Annotated in this window: 18 protein-coding genes and 3 pseudogenes; 11 read left to right on the forward strand and 10 right to left on the reverse strand. The window is 56.0% G+C overall.

The features are described 5' to 3' along the window. From A1830_RS04935 to ybiB, 5 genes and pseudogenes are all read left to right on the forward strand, one after another. Positions 1-892: pseudogene (locus tag A1830_RS04935) on the forward strand (VENN motif pre-toxin domain-containing protein); the annotation flags it as partial. 250 nt (positions 893-1,142) lie between these two features. Next, positions 1,143-1,688: pseudogene (locus tag A1830_RS23210) on the forward strand (hypothetical protein); the annotation flags it as partial. A 52-nt stretch (positions 1,689-1,740) separates the two neighbouring features. Next, positions 1,741-2,523, forward strand: coding sequence for a DUF3750 domain-containing protein (locus tag A1830_RS04950; protein WP_067702633.1), 783 nt, complete (start codon positions 1,741-1,743; stop codon positions 2,521-2,523). 155 nt (positions 2,524-2,678) lie between these two features. Continuing rightward, a pseudogene (locus tag A1830_RS04955) lies at positions 2,679-4,644 on the forward strand (ATP-dependent DNA helicase DinG). Between the two features lie 20 nt (positions 4,645-4,664). Next, on the forward strand, positions 4,665-5,636 hold the full coding sequence (gene ybiB, locus A1830_RS04960; RefSeq protein ID WP_067703664.1) for a DNA-binding protein YbiB: 972 nt from the start codon (positions 4,665-4,667) through the stop codon (positions 5,634-5,636). Positions 5,637-5,648: 12 nt separating this feature from the next. Here ybiB and A1830_RS04965 read toward each other — a convergent pair whose 3' ends face one another. From A1830_RS04965 to A1830_RS04975, 3 genes are all read right to left on the reverse strand, one after another. After that, positions 5,649-6,806, reverse strand: a complete 1,158-nt coding sequence (locus A1830_RS04965; RefSeq protein WP_067702636.1) for a M20 aminoacylase family protein — start codon at positions 6,804-6,806, stop codon at positions 5,649-5,651. Between the two features lie 79 nt (positions 6,807-6,885). Continuing rightward, complete coding sequence (locus A1830_RS04970; RefSeq protein ID WP_067702638.1) at positions 6,886-7,407, reverse strand: 5' nucleotidase, NT5C type; 522 nt, start codon at positions 7,405-7,407, stop codon at positions 6,886-6,888. A gap of 147 nt (positions 7,408-7,554) precedes the next feature. Then, positions 7,555-8,184 carry a flavin reductase family protein gene (locus A1830_RS04975; RefSeq protein WP_067702641.1) on the reverse strand — a complete coding sequence of 210 codons (630 nt, stop codon included), beginning with the start codon at positions 8,182-8,184 and terminating at the stop codon, positions 7,555-7,557. Between the two features lie 124 nt (positions 8,185-8,308). On the opposite strand from A1830_RS04975, the gene rlmF reads away from it, so the two are divergent. Beyond that, positions 8,309-9,241 carry a 23S rRNA (adenine(1618)-N(6))-methyltransferase RlmF gene (gene rlmF, locus A1830_RS04980; RefSeq protein ID WP_067703667.1) on the forward strand — a complete coding sequence of 311 codons (933 nt, stop codon included), beginning with the start codon at positions 8,309-8,311 and terminating at the stop codon, positions 9,239-9,241. A gap of 11 nt (positions 9,242-9,252) precedes the next feature. Here the strand turns inward: rlmF and ybiO are convergent, their stop codons facing one another. The 7 genes from ybiO to rhtA form a co-directional block, all read right to left on the reverse strand. After that, positions 9,253-11,520 (reverse strand): mechanosensitive channel protein, encoded by a 2,268-nt coding sequence (gene ybiO, locus A1830_RS04985; protein ID WP_067702644.1) that lies wholly within the window; start codon positions 11,518-11,520, stop codon positions 9,253-9,255. Between the two features lie 132 nt (positions 11,521-11,652). Further along, positions 11,653-12,375, reverse strand: coding sequence for a glutamine ABC transporter ATP-binding protein GlnQ (gene glnQ, locus A1830_RS04990; RefSeq protein WP_067702647.1), 723 nt, complete (start codon positions 12,373-12,375; stop codon positions 11,653-11,655). After that, positions 12,372-13,031 carry a glutamine ABC transporter permease GlnP gene (glnP, locus tag A1830_RS04995; protein ID WP_067702649.1) on the reverse strand — a complete coding sequence of 220 codons (660 nt, stop codon included), beginning with the start codon at positions 13,029-13,031 and terminating at the stop codon, positions 12,372-12,374. Before glnP ends, glnQ begins: the two co-directional genes overlap by 4 nt. Positions 13,032-13,125: 94 nt before the next feature. Next, on the reverse strand, positions 13,126-13,872 hold the full coding sequence (glnH, locus tag A1830_RS05000) for a glutamine ABC transporter substrate-binding protein GlnH (protein ID WP_067702652.1): 747 nt from the start codon (positions 13,870-13,872) through the stop codon (positions 13,126-13,128). Between the two features lie 286 nt (positions 13,873-14,158). Beyond that, positions 14,159-14,425: a DksA/TraR family C4-type zinc finger protein gene (locus tag A1830_RS05005; RefSeq protein ID WP_067703669.1), complete on the reverse strand. Its 267-nt coding sequence runs from the start codon at positions 14,423-14,425 to the stop codon at positions 14,159-14,161. Positions 14,426-14,516: 91 nt separating this feature from the next. Continuing rightward, positions 14,517-15,020, reverse strand: a complete 504-nt coding sequence (gene dps / locus A1830_RS05010) for a DNA starvation/stationary phase protection protein Dps (RefSeq protein WP_067703671.1) — start codon at positions 15,018-15,020, stop codon at positions 14,517-14,519. Positions 15,021-15,169: 149 nt separating this feature from the next. After that, positions 15,170-16,069, reverse strand: coding sequence for a threonine/homoserine exporter RhtA (gene rhtA, locus A1830_RS05015; protein ID WP_067702654.1), 900 nt, complete (start codon positions 16,067-16,069; stop codon positions 15,170-15,172). A gap of 366 nt (positions 16,070-16,435) precedes the next feature. On the opposite strand from rhtA, the gene ompX reads away from it, so the two are divergent. The 5 genes from ompX to A1830_RS05040 all read left to right on the forward strand — a co-directional run bounded on the left by ompX (position 16,436) and on the right by A1830_RS05040 (position 21,896). Next, entirely contained in the window at positions 16,436-16,948 is a 513-nt protein-coding gene (ompX, locus tag A1830_RS05020) for an outer membrane protein OmpX (protein WP_067702657.1), read from the forward strand. 369 nt (positions 16,949-17,317) lie between these two features. Next, a complete protein-coding gene (mntR, locus tag A1830_RS05025) occupies positions 17,318-17,770 on the forward strand; it encodes a manganese-binding transcriptional regulator MntR (protein ID WP_067702659.1) in 453 nt (150 codons plus the stop codon). Between the two features lie 23 nt (positions 17,771-17,793). Then, positions 17,794-18,912, forward strand: a complete 1,119-nt coding sequence (locus A1830_RS05030; protein ID WP_067702662.1) for an SLC13 family permease — start codon at positions 17,794-17,796, stop codon at positions 18,910-18,912. Positions 18,913-19,029: 117 nt separating this feature from the next. Further along, positions 19,030-20,331 (forward strand): HlyD family secretion protein, encoded by a 1,302-nt coding sequence (locus tag A1830_RS05035; protein ID WP_082804108.1) that lies wholly within the window; start codon positions 19,030-19,032, stop codon positions 20,329-20,331. Continuing rightward, positions 20,328-21,896 carry a DHA2 family efflux MFS transporter permease subunit gene (locus tag A1830_RS05040; protein WP_067702665.1) on the forward strand — a complete coding sequence of 523 codons (1,569 nt, stop codon included), beginning with the start codon at positions 20,328-20,330 and terminating at the stop codon, positions 21,894-21,896. The genes A1830_RS05035 and A1830_RS05040 overlap by 4 nt, the downstream gene beginning before the upstream one ends. The last annotated feature ends 1 nt before the right edge of the window (position 21,897 follow it).

The raw sequence follows: 21,897 nt of genomic DNA on the forward strand, positions 1-21,897 counted from the left end.
CCGGGTAAAACGGTCAGCGAACTGACGGAGACGGAGAAACAGACCATCAGTGCGCTGGGTACGCTGGCGGCGGGCCTGACCGGTGGCGTTGTCGGTGACAGCACGGCGGATGTAGTGGCGGGGGCGCAGGCGGGCCAGAACTCGGTCAATAACAACTTATTTGGTGGTAACGAAGAGGCACAGGCAGAAAAAGCCAGGCAGCATGGCGCAGACGTACTGTCCTGTACCNAATAACAACTTATTTGGTGGTAACGAAGAGGCACAGGCAGAAAAAGCCAGGCAGCATGGCGCAGACGTACTGTCCTGTACCGATAATCCTTCCGGTGAAGCCTGCCAGCGAGGTCTGGCGGAGAATAAAGCCTACGCCGGAGCACTGGCAACAGGTGGAGTGGCGCTGTTACCTGGAAGTGCTCAGGCGATGTGGGCGCTGGGTGCCGGAGTTAATGCAGGTGTTCAGTATGCTGAAGATGGCAAGGTGAATCCGGTTAACTCTGTTGTCGCTGGCTGGACTAATGTTATTACCATCGGAAATGGCCTGACCGGGACAGTTATCTGGAATGCTGCCGGAGGCGCCTTAACCAATCAGATCAATGGCGATGATCCGCTGACTGGTGCTATTACAAACGGTTTTGGGGCGGGAGCTGGATATGGAGTTGGTAATTACATTGTGAAGCCGATTGCAAATACGGCAGGTAAGTTGATAACCGATGGTTGGAATCCTAAATTCGATCCTAACCTTTTGAAATACACCGAAGTCAAAGGACAACTGGGGATCTCTAAGGAAATGTTGCCGAGTAAAATTCCAGGGGCGATGGGTAATGCAGGCGGTAGCCTTTCATCCGAGTTTGGAAGTTCACTTATCCAACATAAAATGGATGAGATTAAAAAATGAGAATCTTACTTTTCTCCTTAGCAATAACAAGTTGCTGCATGCTGGGGCTGTTTCTTGTTGGCGTTTCCTTTTATCTTTGTATAGAGGTGTTTTTCTATTTTTATGGTGGCATCCCAATATCTTTTGAACTTCTTCACTTTGAAAAAATATTCAAAATGAGCATTTGGGGAGGTGGAATATCAGGGGTTAGTATTATTTTATTCCGCCTTTTAAAAGTAAAAGGCTTTTAACCTCCACTGAAAAGATCCCGGCCGAGCTGAGCCGTGGCGTTGAGCATGCGAATCCGGGGCTGGCGGAGATATTTGATAAGGAGCAGCAGCGGCTGAAAGAGGCGCTGCTGATTGGTGAGACAGGCAGTCAGGTTGGGGATATTGCCAGGACGCAGGGTGAGATAGAGGCAACAAAAGCCGCGAATGGTAAGATGGCCGGTGCGACGCAGCAGGACCGCGACCAGGCCAGAGCCGACTGGATGAAGGCGAACCCCGGAAAAACGCCGTCCGACGGTGATATCACCGGTCAGGTTCACCAGAACTTCTATAATCAGGCGTTCACTGAGAGCGGGTTCGGCACCGGCAGCGCGTTGCAACAGGGGATCCAGGCGGCCACTGCTGCGGTGCAGGGGCTGGCGGGTGGAAATATCGGGCAGGCCATCAGCGGTGAGGCATCGCCTTATCTGGCAGAGCAGATCCACAAACTGACCGAAGGGAATCCTGAAGCGCAGGCGATGGCCCACGCGGTGATGGGTGCTGTAACATCCTACGCGGCCGGTAGCAGCGCCCTGGCAGGCGCAGCCGGAATCGCCTACTCTGTAAGACCCTCCCTTTACTTTGCTTCCCCGGGCCCGTCACATGCTCTATTTGAAGATATTTATTATTGGTTTTATCTGCCTGCTGCTGCTGTCGTTTGCGCAAAGTTATCTCAGTGCGAGCCACAGCGGCGTGGCGCTGAGCGGACAGAGCTGGTCTGGCGCCCGTCGTGATTCTGCCGGAATTGCCCCGGACGCAGCCGCATTTCGCAACAGTGCGATAGTGCAGGTTTACACCGCGCCGACCTTTGGCTGGCGTGGCCTGGTGGCAGTTCATCCCTGGATTATCTTCAAAAAAGCAGGGGAAACGGTATACAGCCGTTACGAGGTGGTCAGCTGGGGCAGCAGCAACGTGGTGCGGCGTAACTACGCGCTTCCCGACGGCTACTGGTTTGGCGCTACCCCTCGTCTGCTGGTAGACCATCGCGGCAGTGCGGCCGAGGCGATGATCCCGCATATTGAGGCCGCCATCAAAAGCTATCCCTGGCCTCATACCTATCGCGTCTGGCCCGGCCCAAACAGCAACACATTTCTGGCGCATATTGGCAGGAAAGTGCCTGCGCTGAGGCTGGATCTGCCCGCGAATGCCATCGGGAAGGATTACCGCCCGCTGCATAATCTGGTTGGCCTGCCGCCGTCGGGCAGAGGCGTGCAGATCTCTCTGCTGGGGGTTTTAGGCCTGACGCTGGGCGCTGAAGAGGGAATTGAGTTCAATATTTCCGGCCTCAATTTTGGTATCGACGTTAAGTCGCCTGCGCTGCGTTTGCCCTTTATTGGCCGGATGGGGGCGAGTAAAGTCATTACCGACGCGCCTGCGGGAGGGTGAGGAGTGCTTCCGGGACCTTACTGAGCGCTTCTGGCAAGGTAGCGTCAGTCAAAGTCGAAATGACATCGGGGATCGGGCGAATGATTGCAGAGGAGAGCTGACGCCGACCGAATACTGTGTAAAAATACAGGCCATTCTGAACAAATGTGGTTGTCATGGCGCTAACAGTCGCGTTAAAAGCGCAAATTGCGGAGTGGTACAAGGCCCTCCAGCAGCAAATACCTGATTTCATCTCCCGCGCTCCTCAGCGGCAGATGATCGCTGAAGTGGCAAAAACGCTGGCGGGTGACGATGGGCGTCATCTGGCCATTGAAGCGCCAACTGGCGTCGGCAAAACGCTCTCCTACCTGATCCCCGGCATTGCCGTCAGCCGGGCTGAGGAAAAGCCGCTGGTGGTCAGTACTGCCAACGTCGCCCTTCAGGATCAGATATTCAGCAAGGATCTGCCATTGCTGAAAAAAATCATCCCCGACCTGCGTTTCACCGCGGCCTTTGGCCGTCGACGCTATGTCTGCCCGCGCAATCTTTCTGCCCTGGCCACCGACGAAGAGAAGCAGGGCGATCTGCTGCTGTTTCTTGATGATGATATGACCGCCAGTAAGGAGGAGCGGGCGTTTTGCACCGGGCTGGAACAGAAGCGTAACCGCCATCAGTGGGATGGTCTGCGCGACCACTGTGATGACACCATCGAAGAGTCGCTGTGGCAGCGTTTGAGCACCGACAAGGCCAACTGTCTTGGCAGTAACTGCCACTGGTATCGCGAGTGCCCCTTTTACGTTGCCCGCCGCGAAATTGAGCAGGCAGATGTCGTCGTCGCTAATCACGCGCTGGTGATGGCGGCGCTGGAAACGGAATCGGTGCTCCCGCCGCCCAAAAATCTGCTGCTGGTGCTGGATGAAGGACACCATCTGCCGGACGTCGCCCGCGATGCGCTGGAAATGAGCGGTGATATCACGCCCGGCTGGACCACGCTCCAGCTCGATCTTTTTTGCCGTCTGGTTGAGCAGTGCATGGCGCAGTTCCGTCCGAAAAGGCCGCCCGCACTAAGCAATCCGGAGCGGCTTAAAGCCCACTGTGAAGAAGTGCGTGAACAGCTCCAGCAGCTGTCACATTTGCTGGCGCAGTTTCTGCCGCCGGGTNTGGTTCGAGGCCAGCAGCAAGCTGTGGCGGCTGGCAGCAATGGAGCGGGCGTCGGGTGCGCCGGTGTCGAAGTGGGTGACGCGCGACCTCCGCGAGGGCAGCGCCCACCTGACCTTTCACTGTGCCGGGATCCGCGTTAGCGAGCAGCTGGAAAAGCTGCTGTGGCGTAAAATTCCTCATGTGGTGCTGACCTCGGCCACGCTGCGCTCGCTGAACAGCTTTCAGCGGCTACAGGAGATGTCCGGTCTGAGTGAAAAGGTGAGCGATCGCTTTGTCGCGCTGGACTCTCCCTTCAACCATATTGAGCAGGGCAGGCTGGTGATACCGCAAATGCGCTACGAGCCGATGCTGGCTACCGAGGTCGAGCATCTGGCGGAGATGGCGCACTTTTTCCGCCAGCAAATTAAAGAGGCAAAGCACAAAGGACTGCTGGTGCTGTTTGCCAGCGGGCGGGCGATGCAGCAGTTTCTGGCTTATCTGCCCGAGCTGCGGTTAATGATGCTGGTGCAGGGGGACAGACCGCGACCGGCGCTGGTGGCGCTGCACCGTAAGCGGGTTGAGCAGGGTGAAACCAGCGTGCTGGTTGGGCTACAGTCCTTTGCCGAAGGGCTGGATCTGAAGGGCGACCTGCTTTCTCAGGTGCATATTCATAAAATTGCTTTCCCACCGGTGGACAGTCCGGTTATTTTGACCGAGGGAGAGTGGTTGAAAAGCCTGCGCCGCTATCCGTTTGAAGTGCAGAGCCTGCCCAGCGCCTCGTTTAACCTGATTCAGCAGGTCGGCAGGCTGATCCGCAGCCATACCTGCTACGGTGAAATCGTAATCTACGATCGGCGTCTGCTGACGAAAAGCTACGGCGCCCGCCTGCTGGGCGCACTCCCGGTGTTCCCGATTGAACAACCGGCGATGCCCGAGGGTAAGCTGCCCACGGTCAGCCCGATGCTGAGCGGCAGGAAATCGACCGCGCGCCGTAAACGTTAATGAATCAACAGAGCAACCGCATGGACTACAAACAGATTATTAAAGAGATTGGGCGCGGGAAAAATCACGCCCGCGATATTGATTTTGCTACCGCGCGCGATCTTTATCGACACATTCTGGCGGACGAGGTGCCCGAGCTGGAGCTCGGCGGCATGCTTATCGCACTGCGCATTAAGGGTGAGGGCGAAGAAGAGATGCCGGGATTTTATGCGGCGATGCAGGAGCGGGTGACGCGTCTCACCCCCCCGAGCGGCCGGCCCATGCCCGTGGTGATCCCCAGCTACAACGGCGCGCGCAGGCAGGGGAATCTGACGCCGCTGCTGGCGCTGCTGCTTTCGGCGTTGGGGTTTCCGGTGCTGGTGCATGGGGTGAGCGACGACCCTACCCGAGTGACCAGCGAAGCGGTTTTCCGGGCGCTGGGCGTTGATGCGGTAACGGATGCGACCCAGGCGCAGGATAAACTTAATCGGGGGGAACTGGTGTTTATCTCCGTCGGCACGCTCTGCCCGCCGCTGGAAAAACAGCTCTCTCTGCGCTGGCGGATGGGCGTACGTAACAGTGCGCATACCCTGGCGAAGCTGCTCACACCCTTTGCCGAAGACGCGGCCCTGCGCCTATCCAGCGTTTCTCACCCGGAGTATATTCCCCGGGTGGCGAAGTTTTTCCACGCCACCGGCGGCAGGGCGCTGCTGCTTAACGGTACGGAAGGTGAGGTATATGCTAATCCGCAGCGCTGCCCGGCTATCAGCCTGATCGCCGGTGCTGAGCCGGTTGTTCTGCTGCCGCGTCAGGAAGAGAGTGGGACTGGCCGCGATGCGCTGCCGGCAGAGAAGGACGCTGCCACCACGGCCGCGTGGATCGCGCGCTGTATGCAGCGTGAAATCGCGATACCGCAGCCGCTGCGTCAGCAGATTGCCTGCTGTTATGTGGCAACCGGGCGAGCGAGAGATGTTGAAAGCGCGCTTGTGCAGATTGAACAGGCCGGATATTAAGCTGAATGCTGACTAGCTTGCCGGCAGGAGCTGTTCAGCCAGCGTACTCCACAGCGCAATGCCTTCGCCGATCATCTCATCGTTGAAGTCGTACTGCGCGTTATGCAGCGGCGGCGAAGGCGTCGCGCCATCTGCACCAATCCAGAAATAGGCACCGGGGCAGGCTTCCAGCATACAGGCAAAATCCTCTGACGCCATTGAGGGATTGACCTCCCAGTGTACGTTCTCCGCCGGAAGCAGCGACAGCGCACACTGACGCACCTTTAGCGCCTCGGCCGCGTTATTGGTGGTCACCGGATAGTCCGTCAGGTACTCGATCCGCCCCTCGATCCCCAGCGGGACGGTAAAGGTGGTGACAAAGGCATCGATCATCTCCCTCACTTTTGCCCGCACATCGGCCTGAAGACAGCGTAGCGTACCGCGCAGCACCACGGTCTCCGGAATAACGTTGATCGCCTCGCCGCCGTTGATTTGCGTGATGCTGACCACGGCGGACGCGAGGGGAGAGAGACGCCGGGCCGGAATGGTTTGCAGCGCCAGAATTAGCTGGGCAGCCGCGACCACCGGATCGGCTCCGTTTTCCGGCATGGCGGCATGGCAGCTTTTGCCGTGTAGGGTGATTTCAAACGCGTCCAGCGACGCCATCATCGCGCCGCTGTTTACGGCCATATGGCCCACGGGCAGGCCCGGCCAGTTGTGCATGCCATAGATAGCCGACATTGGAAACAGCTCAAACAGGCCATCGGCCACCATTTTACGCGCGCCGCCAAGATTCTCTTCGGCAGGCTGAAAAACGAAATGCAGGGTGCCGCTAAAGCGCCGCGTCGCGCTGAGATGCTTCGCCGCCGCTACCAGCATCGCGGTATGTCCATCGTGACCACAGGCGTGCATAACGCCCGGCTGCGTCGAGCGCCAGGCTGGATTGCCCGATTCGGTGATCGGCAGCGCGTCCATATCGGCCCGAAAGCCAATGGTGGGGCCGGGGCCATTTTCCAGCGTACCGACCACGCCTGTCCCGCCCAGGCCGGTATGCACCTGAAGCCCGGCAGCGCGCAGCTGTTCGGCCACCCAGCCGGAGGTTTTAATCTCCTGGTAGCCCAGTTCAGGCTGCGCATGCAGCTGTCTGCGCCAGCCGATAGCGTCTTCAATGAGCGAAACGGGGATAGCCATATCGTCCTCTCCTTCCGGGTGTTAGTCCTGTCATCTGGCTGATGTAAAGTAGCATAAAATGGCTGCCCGCACCGTGCGCCTACAGCAGCATCCTCTCAATATCCTGCCAGCAATCTGCCCGACGATAGCCGGTCACCTGCAAATTATGCGGGGCAGTATACAAAATGCCTTCACCGCAGAAATTTTCAAAGTTAAAGGCATTATCGTCGATCATGTAATCGGCATTGATAACGCTTTTAAGACCGCAGAACACAATATTCGTGGGCCTGATGGCCGGGAAATGCCGCTTAAGCCAGCTGAACTTGGCGTTAAATGAGGTGGGAACTTCCATTGCCGCCGTGGTAATGAATATCTCATAACGCTTGCTCAGTTCCGCAATCACCCGCTGACTGTCGCCGATGACATCCAGGTCGGCAAAAAAGTCTGGATCGCTGGCCAGCACCATCATCTCATTGAGCATCTCAGGGTTTTTATGGCGCAAATCGAAGAGGTTCAACTCGCTAGCGGTCAGCGACAGAGAAAAATGTGCGTTGACGGTATTGAGCATTTTAAGGTGGAAATCGGCAATAACTTCATCCATATCGATGGCAATTCTTTGCATTGTCACTCTCGTTCACTCCTGTTGTTGAAAGCGGCCAGACATTGTAGTGCCTGACCAGGATACAGCAGTTGCCTCCCGGCTACCACCCGGCGGCGCAGCCGGGCAGGTTAAGCGCCATCCATTTACTGACGGTTAACCCGCAACGCACTATTTTCTGGCGTCCGGGCGCACCAGGTCAAAACGCAAATCGTCACTGATAGCGTAATAGGCGCTCGGGCCGCCCGCGCGGAGGATAGGATGGGCTTTAGCCGTCTGATAAATCCCCTCTTCCAGCAGGTCGTTATCGATATGAATGGCAACCACTTCACCCAACACCATCCACTGCTGGAGCTTCGCGCCGTCTGCGCCCTCCAGCTGAAGCACCTGCGTCAGTTTGCATTCAAAATTCACCGGGCTTTCCGCCACCATACTCACCGCCACCTGCGTACCGGGGATGGCCGTCACGCCAGCCAGGGCGAACTCGTCTTCACCCGGCGGCACGCTGGCGGAGCTTTCATTCATTGCCACCGCCAGCTCGCGGGTAGCCAGGTTCCAGACAAACTCGCCGGTCTCGACAATATTGGCCACGCTGTCCTTCCAGCCCTGACTGGAAAAACCGATAATCGGGGGCTGGTAGTTAAAGCAGTTAAAAAAACTGTAGGGGGCGAGGTTACGGACACCGGCGGCACTTTGCGAGCTGATCCAGCCAATTGGACGCGGGCCAACGATAGCATTCAGCGGGTCGTGCGGCAGGCCGTGGCCAAGCCGGGGTTGATAAGAGTGGCGGGTACGCGACATGGTATCTCCTCAGAAAATGAATGACTCACTATAATAGCCGCTCCCGCAGGGAAAAAAGCCGGGAATGGTTTACGATTTTTACGCCAGCAGGTATCTTACGCGCCTTAAGATAAGAGAGCCGCCCATGAAAAATACCGCCGTAAAAACTCAGCTACACCCACGTAACCGCCATCGCGGACGCTATGACTTCCCCGCGCTGATCGCCAGCCATCCGCCGCTGGCGACCTTTGTGTCGGTCAATCAGTACGGTGATGAGACGGTGGACTTTGCCAATCCGGCGGCGGTGAGAGTGCTCAACCAGGCGCTGCTTCACCATTTTTACCAGATTGAAAGCTGGGCGATCCCGGAAGGATTTCTCTGCCCGCCGATCCCAGGCCGCGCCGACTATCTGCATTATCTGGCGGACCTGCTGGCCGAAGATAACAAAGGCGTTGTGCCACGCGATCTCACCCTGCTGGATATCGGCTGCGGGGCTAACTGCATTTATCCACTGATCGGCCACCGTGAATATGGCTGGCGCTTTACCGGCAGTGAGGTCAACGAAGAGGCGATGCGGGCGGCCAGCGCGATTATCACCGCCAACCCGGGGCTGAACCGTGGGGTTCGTCTGCGTCGGCAGAAAGATCCCCAGGCTATTTTCAGCGGTATCATTCACAAAAATGAACAGTATCACGCGGTGATGTGTAATCCACCGTTCCATGCTTCTGCCGAAGAGGCGCAGCAGGGTAGCCAGCGTAAAGTTCGCAATCTGGGTCTGGATAAACATGCGCCCCTCAACTTTGGCGGCCAGCAGGATGAACTGTGGTGCGAAGGCGGCGAGAAAGCCTTTATCAGCCGGATGATTGATGAAAGCGTGACCTTCTCCCGCCAGTGCATCTGGTTTACCTCGCTGGTCTCACGCAAGGAAAATCTGCCAGAGATCTGGCGGGCGCTGGAAAATGTCGGTGCCGCTGCGGTGCGCACGATTGATATGGCACAGGGACAGAAGCAAAGCCGGTTTATCGCCTGGAGCTTTATGGATAAACCGCTTCGCGAACGTCAGATGAGCCGTCGTTAGGCCAGATGCTGCTATTCCGGTGCGGGCAGGGACTGGAAGCTGGCCGCACCGTCAACTTCTGTTCCGCTTTGCATCACCTGGAGCCGCTGGTGCGGTGCGCTAATACCCGCCGCATCGAAATGCTTTTTGACCTTATCGTCCAGGGCAAAGCGCACGGTCCACTGCTTAAGCGGCTGGGTGGTGAAGGAGACGCGAACGGTAAAGCCGTGGTCGGTCAGACCGACCAGTCCGGCGAAGGCGGGTTCACCAATCACCATCCCTCGAATCTCCTTATCCTGCATCAGATCGGTGACCGCCGCCTGTAGCGTGGCGTTCACGCGATCGCTGTCCTCGCTGCGGTCCACGTCATAGTTCGCCACAAAAGAGCCGATGCCGCGTACGAAGTTGGCAAAGGTGGTGATCGATGACCAGGGAATAATATGGTAGGCCCCGGTATCCTGCCGTACGCCTACCGAGCGGATTGACATTCGTTCTACCGTGCCGGTGATCGCGCCAATGGTGACCAGGTCGCCGGTATTCATACCGTTCTCAAACTGGATGAAGATGCCGGTGATAATGTCCTTTACCAGCGTTTGCGAACCGAATGAAACCGCCAGGCCCAGCGCGCCAGCCCCGGCCAGCAGCGGCGCGATATTTACGCCAATCTCTGACAGCAGAATCATTATGGTGATGGTGGTGATTATCACCGCCAGCGCGTTGCGAAACAGCGTGAGCAGCGTGCGGGTGCGCGCGCTCGGCATCGGTCGTCCGTGGGAGTCGGAAGCGAGCCGACTCTCAATCAGGCTGGCCAGCAGCGTCCAGCCGACGGCAGAGAAGAACAGGATCATCACGATACGAATGATGATATCGACCAGCTTCACTCCCGCGCCCTGGGTCAGCCAGTGCCAGAAGTCGAACAGGTTCCAGGCGCTTAGCAGCATCAGGCTGACGGTAAACACGGTAAGGATGCGCGCCAGCTTCAGCATCACCGAAATCCAGTCGTTAACGCGCTTTTGCAGTTCAGGATAGTTGCGGCGCAGATCGGGCGAGAGGGTGATTTTCTTCGAGATCCAGCGGGTCAGGATACCCGACACCAGCGCACCAATACCGATAATTGCCAGCGATCGGACGGTAGCGGCCATCATAAACTTCAGGCTGTCGCCGGGATTAAACATGGAAAGCAGAAAGAGCGCGATAAAATACGCGCTTGCCAGCCAGTGCCAGACCAATGCGAAGGCGCGAATAAACAGCGCAAAGAATGACAGGGAACGGTCAGCCAGTCGCTGTAGCTCAAGCTGAATATTGCGGCGGTTATGAAATATCAGATAGAGCGCCCAGACGGTCATCAGCCCCATCACCACCACGTTCACCAGCGCGCCAACCTGTAGATTAACCTGATTCGAGACGATAGGCACCACCACCAGCAGGCCATAGCCGATAACGCCGCTTAGCCAGCTCAGCCGTCGGTTCCAGTAGTTCGCGCGGTTATCCGGCAGGTGAAAAAAGCGAAGCTGCGCGTAGCGCGGGCAGAACATCAGCCTGAGGATTGCCTTGAAAAACTCTATCAGCGCGAAGGCGTTAAGGAAAAGTCCCTGCTGATAGGCGATGGTGCGGCTGCCGCCGTTCAGGCTGTCGCTTAGTATTTGTCCAAAAAATAGCGCAATGCCCAGCAGCAGCAGATCGATAACAAATGCCCCGACGATCATCGCAGGCAGATGCAGCCAGCTGGTACGGTCACTGTTTTTCTTTCTTCCCCACTCCCCCATGCGGCGGTAAAGCGGCGTCATCAGCCACCCCGTCACCTCATAGAAGGTGAACAGCGCGACAGCCAACATTGCAAAGTGGCTGACGGCATTGAAAAAAGTGTGCTGATTAAATGACTTATGAGGCGCATCGGAGATATTGCGCTGGAGTTCCTGCACGCGATAAAGAAACTGGCCACCAAAATGGCGACTGACGTCGGTGACGCTCTCAAGGACGGTTTTGTCCTCAGTGTCTTCCGGTGGCGTCAGGGTGGGCGTTGCGGTGGATGAAGGGCTTTCAGACGCGTGATTAAGCTGGTCGATCAACGCCTGGCGGGACTTGTCATTTTGTAAAATGGCGGCCAGCGCAGCCCAGGCGGCCTTTTTCTGATCGCTGCTGGGCTCACTCTGCTGGTCGGTAGTGGACGACTGAGATTGTGAAGCCGCAACGGCGGCGGCGGGCAGGGTGACGGCCTTTGAAAGTTCAGGTATGCAAAACAGCATAAAAATCAGCAGCCACCGGCCAATGAAATGCCAGCGAGGGGGAGTAACCAACATCTTTATCTTCCTTTGTGGCGCAAACAACAGCGTCGACCAAAAAGTATAGACTGCTCAGCGCCTGCCAGAGGCGTGCACCGCATTTAAGGATCAAGGAGGGAGCAGGGCGGACGCGCGTCCACCCTGTGTCTGTTACGAAACGTGCTGCAAAAACTCGCGCAGACGCGGGCCAGGCGGGTTATCAATCAGTTCATCGGGCGCACCGTCTTCAGCAATGCGACCCTTGTCGATAAAGATCAGACGTGAAGCGACCTTTCTGGCGAAGCCCACTTCATGGGTTACGATAACCATGGTCATGCCCTCTTCGGCCAGATCCTGCATCACCTTGAGGACTTCATGGCGCAGTTCCGGGTCCAGCGCAGATGTCGGCTCGTCAAACAGCATCATTTTTGGCCGAACTGCCAGTGCGCGGGCTATCGCCACGCGCTGCTGCTGTCCGCCGGATAGCTCAGAGGGAAAATGGTGTGCCCGCTCGGCCAGACCCACCTTGGCCAGCAGCACTTGCGCCTGCTGGCGTGCTTCTTCCTTGCTGACGCCGCGTACGCGGATGGGGCCAAAGGCGACGTTATCAAGAGCATTCATCTGCGGAAAGAGATGAAACTGCTGAAATACCATACCCGCCTCCTGGCGGATCAGGCGTTCATCGACCTTCGGGTCGTTGACTTTCAGGCCGTCGACAATCAGTTCGCCTTCGGTTATCTCTTCCAGCTTATTGATACAACGCAGCAGGGTTGACTTGCCGGAGCCGGACGGCCCAATAATCACCACCACTTCGCCCTGCTTGATGGTCAGATCGATGTTATGCAGCACCTGAGTCTGGCCAAAATGCTTGGAGACGTTTTTAAATTCGATCACAGGATTTTCATCCTTTTTTCAATGCGACGCAGAACAAAGCTCAGCACCAGCGTAATAAACAGATAGATAACGGCCACGGCGCTCCAGATCTCCAGCGCGCGGAAGTTCCCGGCAATAATTTCCTGACCCTGGCGGGTGAGCTCAGCCACGCCAATCACGATAAACAGTGAGGTATCTTTAATGCTGACAATCCACTGGTTACCGAGTGCGGGCAGCATCCGGCGCAGCGCCAGCGGCATAATCACATAGCGCAGCGTTTCCCGGCGGGACAGCCCCAGCGCAAGGCCCGCTTCACGAAAGCCGTTGTGGATGGAGAGCACCGCACCGCGCGTGATCTCTGCAATATAGGCGCCGGAGTTGATCATAATCGTGACTACCGCCGCGCTAAAGGGGTCAATGCGTAAATCGGTAAAGGCCATCGGCAGCGCAAAGTAGATAAACATGACCTGCACGACAATCGGCGTACCGCGAATCAACTCAATAAAGACCAGCGCCACGTTACGGGACAGCCAGCCGCCATAGGCACGGGCAAATCCGGCGACCAGGCCGATAATCAGGCCGCCAATCAGTCCGAGGACGGAAATCCACAGGGTCAGGCGGGCGCCTTCGAGCAGGGCCGGAATTGATGGCCAGATGGCGCTCCAGTCAAACTGCATGATTTATTCTCCGGATAAAAACCCGCTAAGGGGGAGTAAAGACGCGGGCAGCAGCACGGCTGTACCCGCGTAAAATTGCCAGAAGGCCGTCAGCTTATTTTGGGTCGCTACCGAACCATTTTTTATACAGCTGGTTATAGGTGCCGTTTTCATGCAGCACTTTCAGCGCACCGTTCACTTTTTCACGCAGTTCGTCACTGCCTTTCGGGAAAGCAATTCCGTACTGCTGGGCTTCGATGGAGTCGCCAACGGCCTTAAAGCGGCCTTTACCGGCGGTGTGAATAAAGTAGAGGATATTTGGCGTATCGTGCAGCACGGCATCCGCACGGTTGGTCCCCAGCTCCATATAGGCGTTATCTATATTAGGAAACTGACGAAGATCCTTCGATTTGATGTGCTGTTTGGCGTAATCCACGGAGCCGGTGCCGCTTTTAACCGCGACGACTTTGCCCGTCAGATCGTCAATGCTTTTGATCGAATCGTTGTTGGCATTCACCATTACCAGCAGGCCGCTTTTGTAATAGCCGTCGGAAAATTCGATGGCCTTTTTACGTTCGTCGGTAATGGTAATGCCAGCCAGCGCCAGATCGATATTATGGGTTTGCAGGGCGGGGATTATGCCGCTGAAATCCATGGGTTTCAGCTGATAGTCAATATTGAGTTGTTTAGCGATAGCCGCCCACAGGTCGACATCGAATCCGACATACTTGTCACCCTGTTTAAATTCAAACGGGACAAAAGCGGTATCGGTCGCGACAATCAGTTTTTTTTCTGCGGCGGTAGAAGAAACGGCAAACGCCAGCGTCAGCGCAGCCAGGGAAAACTTAACAATCGATTTCATCATTTTATCCTTATTGCAGTCGGGCAAGCTCTTTACCCAAACGTATGCCAGCTCCCATATGAAAAAACTATGCCAGGTTTACGAATATTATGTAAATCAGCGTATTAAAGTCGTTTTAATCATCAGAAGAGAAGAAAGCAAAGTGACCGCACCACAGAGGTGCATTAACGTGGTGCGGCTGATGCTTTATGGTGCAGGATAATATGTAGCAAACCGGTGCGGCAAAACAACAGACGCAGCGGCATGCAGTAGCAGAAATGCTAAAGCGATCGAGGTTTTAGAATATTTATCTTAACTGGCTGTCTTTACTGCCGCGTCGGTTATATAGGGACGTAGCGGTTTGATGCTCATCCCGCGCCTGCTGACACTGCACACAGTACTGTACGCCAGGCAAAGCCAGACGGCGGGCTTCGGGTATGGGTTCGCCACACTCCTCACAATACTCCGCGCTGGGGCCATGGTGTATCGCCCGGCGTACCCGGCTGACTGCATCATCAATGGTGGAGTCGATCTGCTCCTGTACGGCGTCGTCGTGCGCCCATCCGCTTGCCATGTTTGCCTCCAGACGTGAAAAGAGCAGATGAAAATTCATCTGCTCCTGAACCCTTTGATGTTAACCGTGCCGGACGCACGGTAACGGAAAGTTATTCGATATTAGACTCGATAAACCACAGGAATTTATCCAGATCGCGCGACGCGGCGGTGAAGATATCAGCCGTATCATCGTCTTCAACTTCGGTGATGGCTTTACGGGTGTCATTTGCCACGACAGCGTAACGTTCTGCCAGCGCTTTAAGATGATCCTGCACGCTGTGGATGTTCAGCGGATAGCTTTTCAGTGGCGTTCTGTCGTTAACAATCTGGGTGGTCCCCAGTGCGACGCCGCCCAGCTGAACAACACGTTCTGCAATGGTATCCTGATGGTCAATAATGGTGGTACGGAAACCGTCAAGCATTTCGTGTACACCAATAAAGTTCGCACCGCGCATGTTCCAGTGCGCCTGCTTGGTAATCAAAGACAAATCAATAAATTCGGTAACCAGACGATTAAGCACCTCTATGGTGGCTTTTTTCTCGTCGTCAGCCACATCGTTACGGGTGAAAATCAGATCAGAAGATTTCGTTTTTACCAGTTTAGCGGTACTCATCATTAATATCCTCTTAATGTTGGTTGTCCTAATTAAGTACGGAACTAAGTATAGCACCGGTTTTTAACCCTGCCGGAAAGGTGATGCCTATTGGTTGAATAGCATACGCCTTTCACCTCCCGGGCCGGCTGATAAGCGAGTCTGGCTACTTACTTACCGACCCGGATAATTTTCTGCTTTGGCGGACGCAGCGTCAGCGTGGAACCGACGGAGGCCAGAATTATCGCCAGCAGGCCCAGCCACTGCACCAGCGATAACACCTCGCCAAGAAACAGCATGCCCGACATCGCCGCCATCGCCGGTTCCAGACTCATCAGTGTGCCGAAAGTTTTCGCGGGCAGACGCGTGAGGGCTACCATCTCCAGTGAGTAGGGCAGGGCGCTGGAGAGAACGGCGATAGCCAGTGCGACCGGAACGATCGACAGGCTCCAGATACCGCTATGCGCAAAGGCGAGTCCGACGGGAACAAATATCACCGACGCGATCAGCGATCCCATCGCCACGGTCGCCGGACCGTGATGAGCGCCTGCCCGTTTGCCCGCGAGAATGTAAACTGCCCAAAAGCCGCCTGCCAGCACGGCCAGCATTGCACCTTTAGGATCCACCCCTGAAATATCCTTGCTGAGCGGCAGCAGGAACCATAGCCCTGCAAGCGCCAGCACCACCCACAGAAAATCCAGCGGACGGCGGGAGCCAGCCAGCGCCAGCGCCAGCGGTCCGGTGAACTCAAGCGCCACGCCGACGCCCAGCGGGATAGTGCGTAACGCCAGGTAAAACGAATAATTCATTCCACCCAGCGCCAGACCATAGAGCAGCAGGGGCGTAATCTGCTGACGGCTGAACTGCAACCGCCAGGGTTTAAAAATAACGCAGAGGATAACGGTGCCGAAGGCCAGGCGCAGCGCGGTAATACCGGTCGCACCTACGTCAGAGAAGAGCGTTTTAGCCAGCGCGGCCCCGCCCTGAATTGAGGTCATCGCAATGAGCAGCACCAGCACCGGGAGCCAGGGCGGGGTTGTACCAGAAGATGAAGGTGAAGCGGCAGACATCCTGTGACCATCCTTGTTCATGTAAGTGAAGCGAGGTAAACGTTCACAATAGTCTACTTGATGGGCAGTGATAGCGGTAAAGAAGGGTGAAAAAAAGTCGCGATAAGGCCAGTCAAGTGTGTAGTTATGTCAGGAAAGGGCCTTTTTAATTAGGAATAATCTTAATGAGCAATTTTTTTTCGCCTTTACGGAACTTTGGTTTGAAGGGGGTATTTATAAGTAAAAAGAATGACATAGGGTACTCCATTAACCTTCTGTTACACCAAACATTGTGTTGGACAACAAAATCAGGGCAGAGTTTCTGGCTAAGTTTTGTTATATTTCCAGCGTTGTCAGGAGAGAAGTACTTTCACATTTGAGGTGGTTATGAAAAAAATTGCATGTCTTTCAGCACTGGCTTGTGTACTGGCAGTTTCTGCTGGTTCAGCAATGGCGCAAAGCACCGTTACCGGCGGTTACGCTCAGAGCGATTATCAGGGTGTAGCAAACAAAGCTAACGGTTTTAACCTGAAGTATCGCTATGAAAACGGCAGCGATCCACTGGGTTGGATCGGTTCTTTCACTTACACCGAAAAAGATCGTACCGATGCAGGCGTTTATAACAAAGGCCAGTACTACGGTATCACTGGTGGTCCTGCTTACCGCCTGAACGATTGGGCTAGCATCTACGGCGTTGTGGGTATTGGCTACGGCAAATTCCAGGAAAACGACACTACCGTACGTGACAAAGCTGATTCAAGCGACGTAGGTTTCTCCTACGGTGCTGGTCTGCAGTTCAACCCAATCCAGAACGTTGCTCTGGATGTAGGTTACGAGCAGAGCCGTATCCGTAGCGTTGACGTTGGCACCTGGATCGCTGGCGTAGGTTACAGCTTCTAAGCTGCTACTGCTACTGCTACTGCCACAGCCGGTCCGGCTGGCACGAAAAAAATCCGCCCTTCGTGGCGGATTTTTTTATGGCTGTTTAAAAACTCATTTAGAGGGAGCAGGCGTTTGATGCGTCAGCATCTCCAGCAGCATCAGCCGCAGCGTAAACGGTGAGCGGCAGAGCAGCTTTAGCAAAAGGGGTGTTTTCATCAGATGGGCCTCCGCAGTCATACGTACGCTTTATAGACAGTTATAGCATGAGCTATAATTCGTAGCCAGTGCTATGTAGCGAATATTTGTGCTTCGTCGTGCTTCGTTTACAATGTGGCACACACTACTGAGGCTGAAGCAACGCGTCAGGAATACTTAAGAGGAAGCTGAATGAGTCGTCGCGCAAAAAGTGCAGTGCCCGCGCAACTGAAAGAGATCGAAGAGCATGTCGAAGGCTTCCGCCAGGTACGTGAAGCCCATCGTCGTGAGCTGATTGATGACTACGTTGAGCTTATTTCAGATTTGATCCGTGAATTTGGTGAAGCGCGCCAGGTGGATATGGCCGCCCGCCTGGGCGTCTCGCAGCCCACCGTTGCCAAAATGCTGAAAAGGCTGGCGGGTGGTGGTCTTGTTGAGCAGGTTCCTTACCGCGGTGTGTTTCTTACCGCAGAGGGGGAGGCGCTGGCGGAAGAGAGCCGCGAGCGACACCATATTGTGGAAACCTTTTTGCTGGCGCTCGGTATCAGCCCGGAAACCGCCCGGCGGGATGCCGAAGGTCTTGAACATCATGTGAGTGATGAGACGCTGGCCATTTTTAAGCAGTTTTACGAAAACCAACAATAACGCTGTCCTCTTTGTGAGTCTCTATGGCAACGCTGCTCCGGCCTTTTCTGCAGGATCGCTTACTGCATCTGTTAATTTTGCTGGGGCTGGCGCTGGCCTGCTTCGCACCCTTTACCCTGGCACAGCTTCCCGCAGCCGTGGACTGGCCCACTATCGTCACGCTCTGTGGGCTGCTGATCCTCACCCGGGGAATTGAATCCAGCGGTTATTTCAACGTGCTGGGCCGTCGGCTGGTGCTGCGTTTTCATACGCAGCGAAGGCTGGCGCTTTTTCTGGTGGCGGCTGCCGCGCTGCTGTCTACCGTGCTGACCAACGATGTCGCACTCTTTATCCTGGTGCCGCTCACCCTGACCCTCAAGCGCTACTCCGCGCTGCCCATAAATCGTCTAATCATCTTTGAGGCGCTGGCGGTAAATGCCGGATCGCTGCTGACGCCGATCGGTAATCCGCAAAATATCCTGCTGTGGCGACACGGCGGGGCCGGTTTTGCCGCATTTATCTGGCAGATGCTGCCGCTGGCGGCGGTACTGGTGACCAGCCTGCTGCTGCTAACCTGGGTGGCTTTCGCCGCAGAGAGAATCCAGTCCACTTCGCAGGAGAGCAGCCCGCCGCAGTGGCAGCGTCCACTATTGTGGATCAGCGCCGGACTCTACCTGCTGTTTATCACGGCGCTGGAAGTGGATCTGGCCGTCTGGGGTCTGCTGCTGGTGTTTGCCGTCTTTCTGCTACGGGCGCGTCGTATCCTGCTGTCGCTGGACTGGAGCCTGCTGGCGGTGTTTATCATGATGTTTGTTGATGTCTTTCTTCTTACCCGCCTGCCGGTGGTGCAGCCCGCCCTGGGCTATATCTCGCATCTGCCTCCCGGTGGCCAGTATCTGATGGCGACGGGTCTGTCGCAGGTTATCAGTAATGTGCCTGCCACCATTCTGCTTCTGGGATCGCTGCCTGCCAGCACGCTGCTGGCCTGGGCGGTCAATATTGGCGGGTTTGGCCTGCTGCCCGGCTCACTGGCGAATCTGATTGCGCTGCGTATGGCTAAAGACCGTACTATCTGGTGGCAGTTCCACCTCTATTCCGTGCCGCTGCTGGGCTGGGCGCTGCTGATCGGCTGGGCGCTGTTTTTAGGCATTCATGCGGTATAAAGTCAGCCTGGTCTGACTTCGTCAAGAAACGCTGGCATTTGTCAATTTACGTCCTATTGTTATAGCAGAATGAATCCTCCGGGCCTGAACGGGGCCCGCTGTAAACTGATGAGAACTATGGCTAATCAATCAACTTCTTCCTCAGATGATGACCTGAGTCGTCGCAATAACAATCAGCAGCAAAATCAACCCTCACAGGCTAACCAGAATTCACCGGATAACGGGCATTCGCAGGGTAACCAAAACCAGCAGGGCAACGGTAACTCGCAGGGTAATCAAAACTCGCAGAACAACGGTAACCCGCAGGATAACCAGAACCCGCAGGGCAACGATAATCAGCAGGGTGATGGCGACCAGCAGGATAACGGTGAGCCTGAGCGCAAGCGCCCGGGCAAGAAACCGCTCATCATCCTGGGGATAGTGGTGGTGGTGATGATCATTATCGGGCTGTGGTACTGGCTAACCAACCGCAATATCGAAACCACCGACGATGCCTTTACCGAATCGGATGCGGTCACTATTGCCCCGAAAGCGTCTGGCTACGTAACGGAGCTGCGGGTGAAGGATAACCAGCGGGTGAAAAAAGGCGATCTGCTGGTGGTGATTGATCCGCGTGATAACACCGCCCAGCGCGATCAAGCTCAGGCCCAGCTCGGGCTGGCGGTTGCACAGCTTCATCAGGCCCAGGCTGCACTGGAGCTGTCCCGCGTACAGTATCCGGCGCAGAAAGACCAGGCGCTGGCGCAGCAGGCGAAAGCCGAAGCGAATATGATGAACGCTCAGGAAGATTACAAACGTCAGCGTGGGGTGGATCCTCGTGCCACCTCGCAGCGTAATATTGATGCGGCCAGCGCGCAGTTAAGAAGTGCGCGCGCTGAACTGGAGAGCGCAAAGGCCCAGGTTGAAGTTGCTTCGCAAATCCAGCTGCAAATTCGTCAGCAGGAAACCAACGTCGAAGCGCGTCAACAGCAGGTCGAGCAGGCACAGGCGCAGCTTAATACCGCTAACCTGAACCTCTCCTACACCGAAGTCCGCGCCCCTTACGATGGCTTCGTGACCAAGCGTAACGTTCAGGTGGGGACGCTGGTGCAGGCAGGGAGTGCGCTATTTTCGCTGGTCTCACCCAATGTATGGGTCACCGCCAACTTCAAAGAGTCTCAGCTTGAGCGCATGAAACCGGGCGACAGGGTTGATATCACCGTTGATGCCTGGCCGGATATGAAGCTTGAAGGGCATATTGACAGCGTCCAGATGGGCTCCGGCTCGCGCTTCTCGACCTTCCCGTCAGAAAACGCCACCGGCAACTACGTGAAAATTGTCCAGCGCGTCCCGGTTAAAATCATCATTGATAAAGGGCTGGATGCGAATAAACCGCTGCCGCTGGGTCTGTCAGTTGAACCGAAGGTGACGGTGGAATGAGTGACAGCCAGAGCTGGCAGCCAGCCAGTAACCCCTGGCTGGTTGCCATAACGGTGACGCTGGCGGTATTCATGGAGATCCTGGATACCACCATCGTCAATGTGGCGCTGCCTCACGTCGCCGGTACGCTCTCCTCCAGCTACGATGAATCGACCTGGGTACTGACCTCTTATCTGGTGGCGAACGGTATCGTGCTGCCGATTTCGGCCTTCCTCAGCCGTATGCTTGGCCGCAAGCAGTTCTTCCTGATCTGTATCGTGATGTTTACCATCTGCTCTTTCCTGTGCGGCATCGCAACGGAGCTGTGGCAGATCATTCTTTTCAGGGTGCTGCAGGGCTTCTTCGGCGGTGGACTCCAGCCGGTACAGCAGTCCGTGCTGCTGGACTACTTCAAAGCAGAGGATCGCGGTAAAGCGTTTGGCCTGTCCTCAATCGCGATCATTGTGGCACCGGTCCTCGGTCCGACGCTCGGCGGCTGGATCACCGATAACTACAGCTGGCGCTGGGTTTTCTTTATCAACATTCCGGTTGGGATATTCAGCGTGCTGGCTATTTACCATCTGCTGGAAGATCCGCCGTGGGAGCGTAAATGGGCGAAAGGTAAGCTCAGCATCGACTATATCGGGATTGGGCTGATTACGCTGGGGCTGGGCTGCCTGCAGGTGATGCTCGATCGCGGGGAGGATGATGACTGGTTTAGCTCACCCTTCATTGTCACCTTTGCCCTGTTGACCGCCATCGGGCTGGTGGGGGCGGTCTACTGGCTGATGTACGCGAAAAAGCCGGTGGTCGATCTTCACTGTCTGAAAGACCGCAATTTCGCGGTTGCCAGCCTGCTGATGGGGGGGATGGCGATGATCCTCTATGGCACCTCCGTAGTGATACCTCAGCTGGCACAGCAGGATTTGGGCTACACCGCCACCTGGTCCGGGCTGGTGCTCTCGCCTGGCGCTCTGCTGATCGTCCTGACCATCCCGCTGGTGATAAAGCTGATGCCCATCGTGCAGGCCAGGTGGATCATTGCCTTCGGCTTCACCTGCCTGTTCGTCTCGTTTCTCTATTCCGCGACGCTGACGCCAGATGTAGATTTCACCACCCTGGTGCTGATGCGTAGCGCACAGACTATCGGGCTGGGCTTCCTGTTTGTGCCGTTAAGCACCGTCGCCTTTGTCACCATTCCGCAGCGCCTTAACGCTGATGCCTCGGCGCTGTTCACCATGTGCCGTAACGTGGCCGGTTCGATTGGGATTTCGCTCTCGACAGCGATGATCACCGAACGGGAACAGACGCATAGCGCCAATATGGTGCACAACATGTCAGCGTTGAACGAACCCTTTAACCTGACGGTTGCACGCTGGGCGCAGGGGGTGAAAGATTTCACCTCGGCGGTAGGCGATCCGGTTACGATTGCCACCGGACAGCTGTATAAAGAGATGATCGCCCAGGCGCGCATTCTGGCCTATATCGACGTCTTTTTGGGCATGAGTATCGTTGCCCTGATCCTTATCCCTTTTTGTCTTCTGCTTGCGCCGATTAAGAGCGAGGGCAGTGCTGGAGCACACTGAC

The sequence above is a fragment of the Erwinia sp. ErVv1 genome, assembly GCF_900068895.1.
In the GTDB taxonomy this organism is placed as follows: Bacteria; Pseudomonadota; Gammaproteobacteria; order Enterobacterales; family Enterobacteriaceae; genus Erwinia.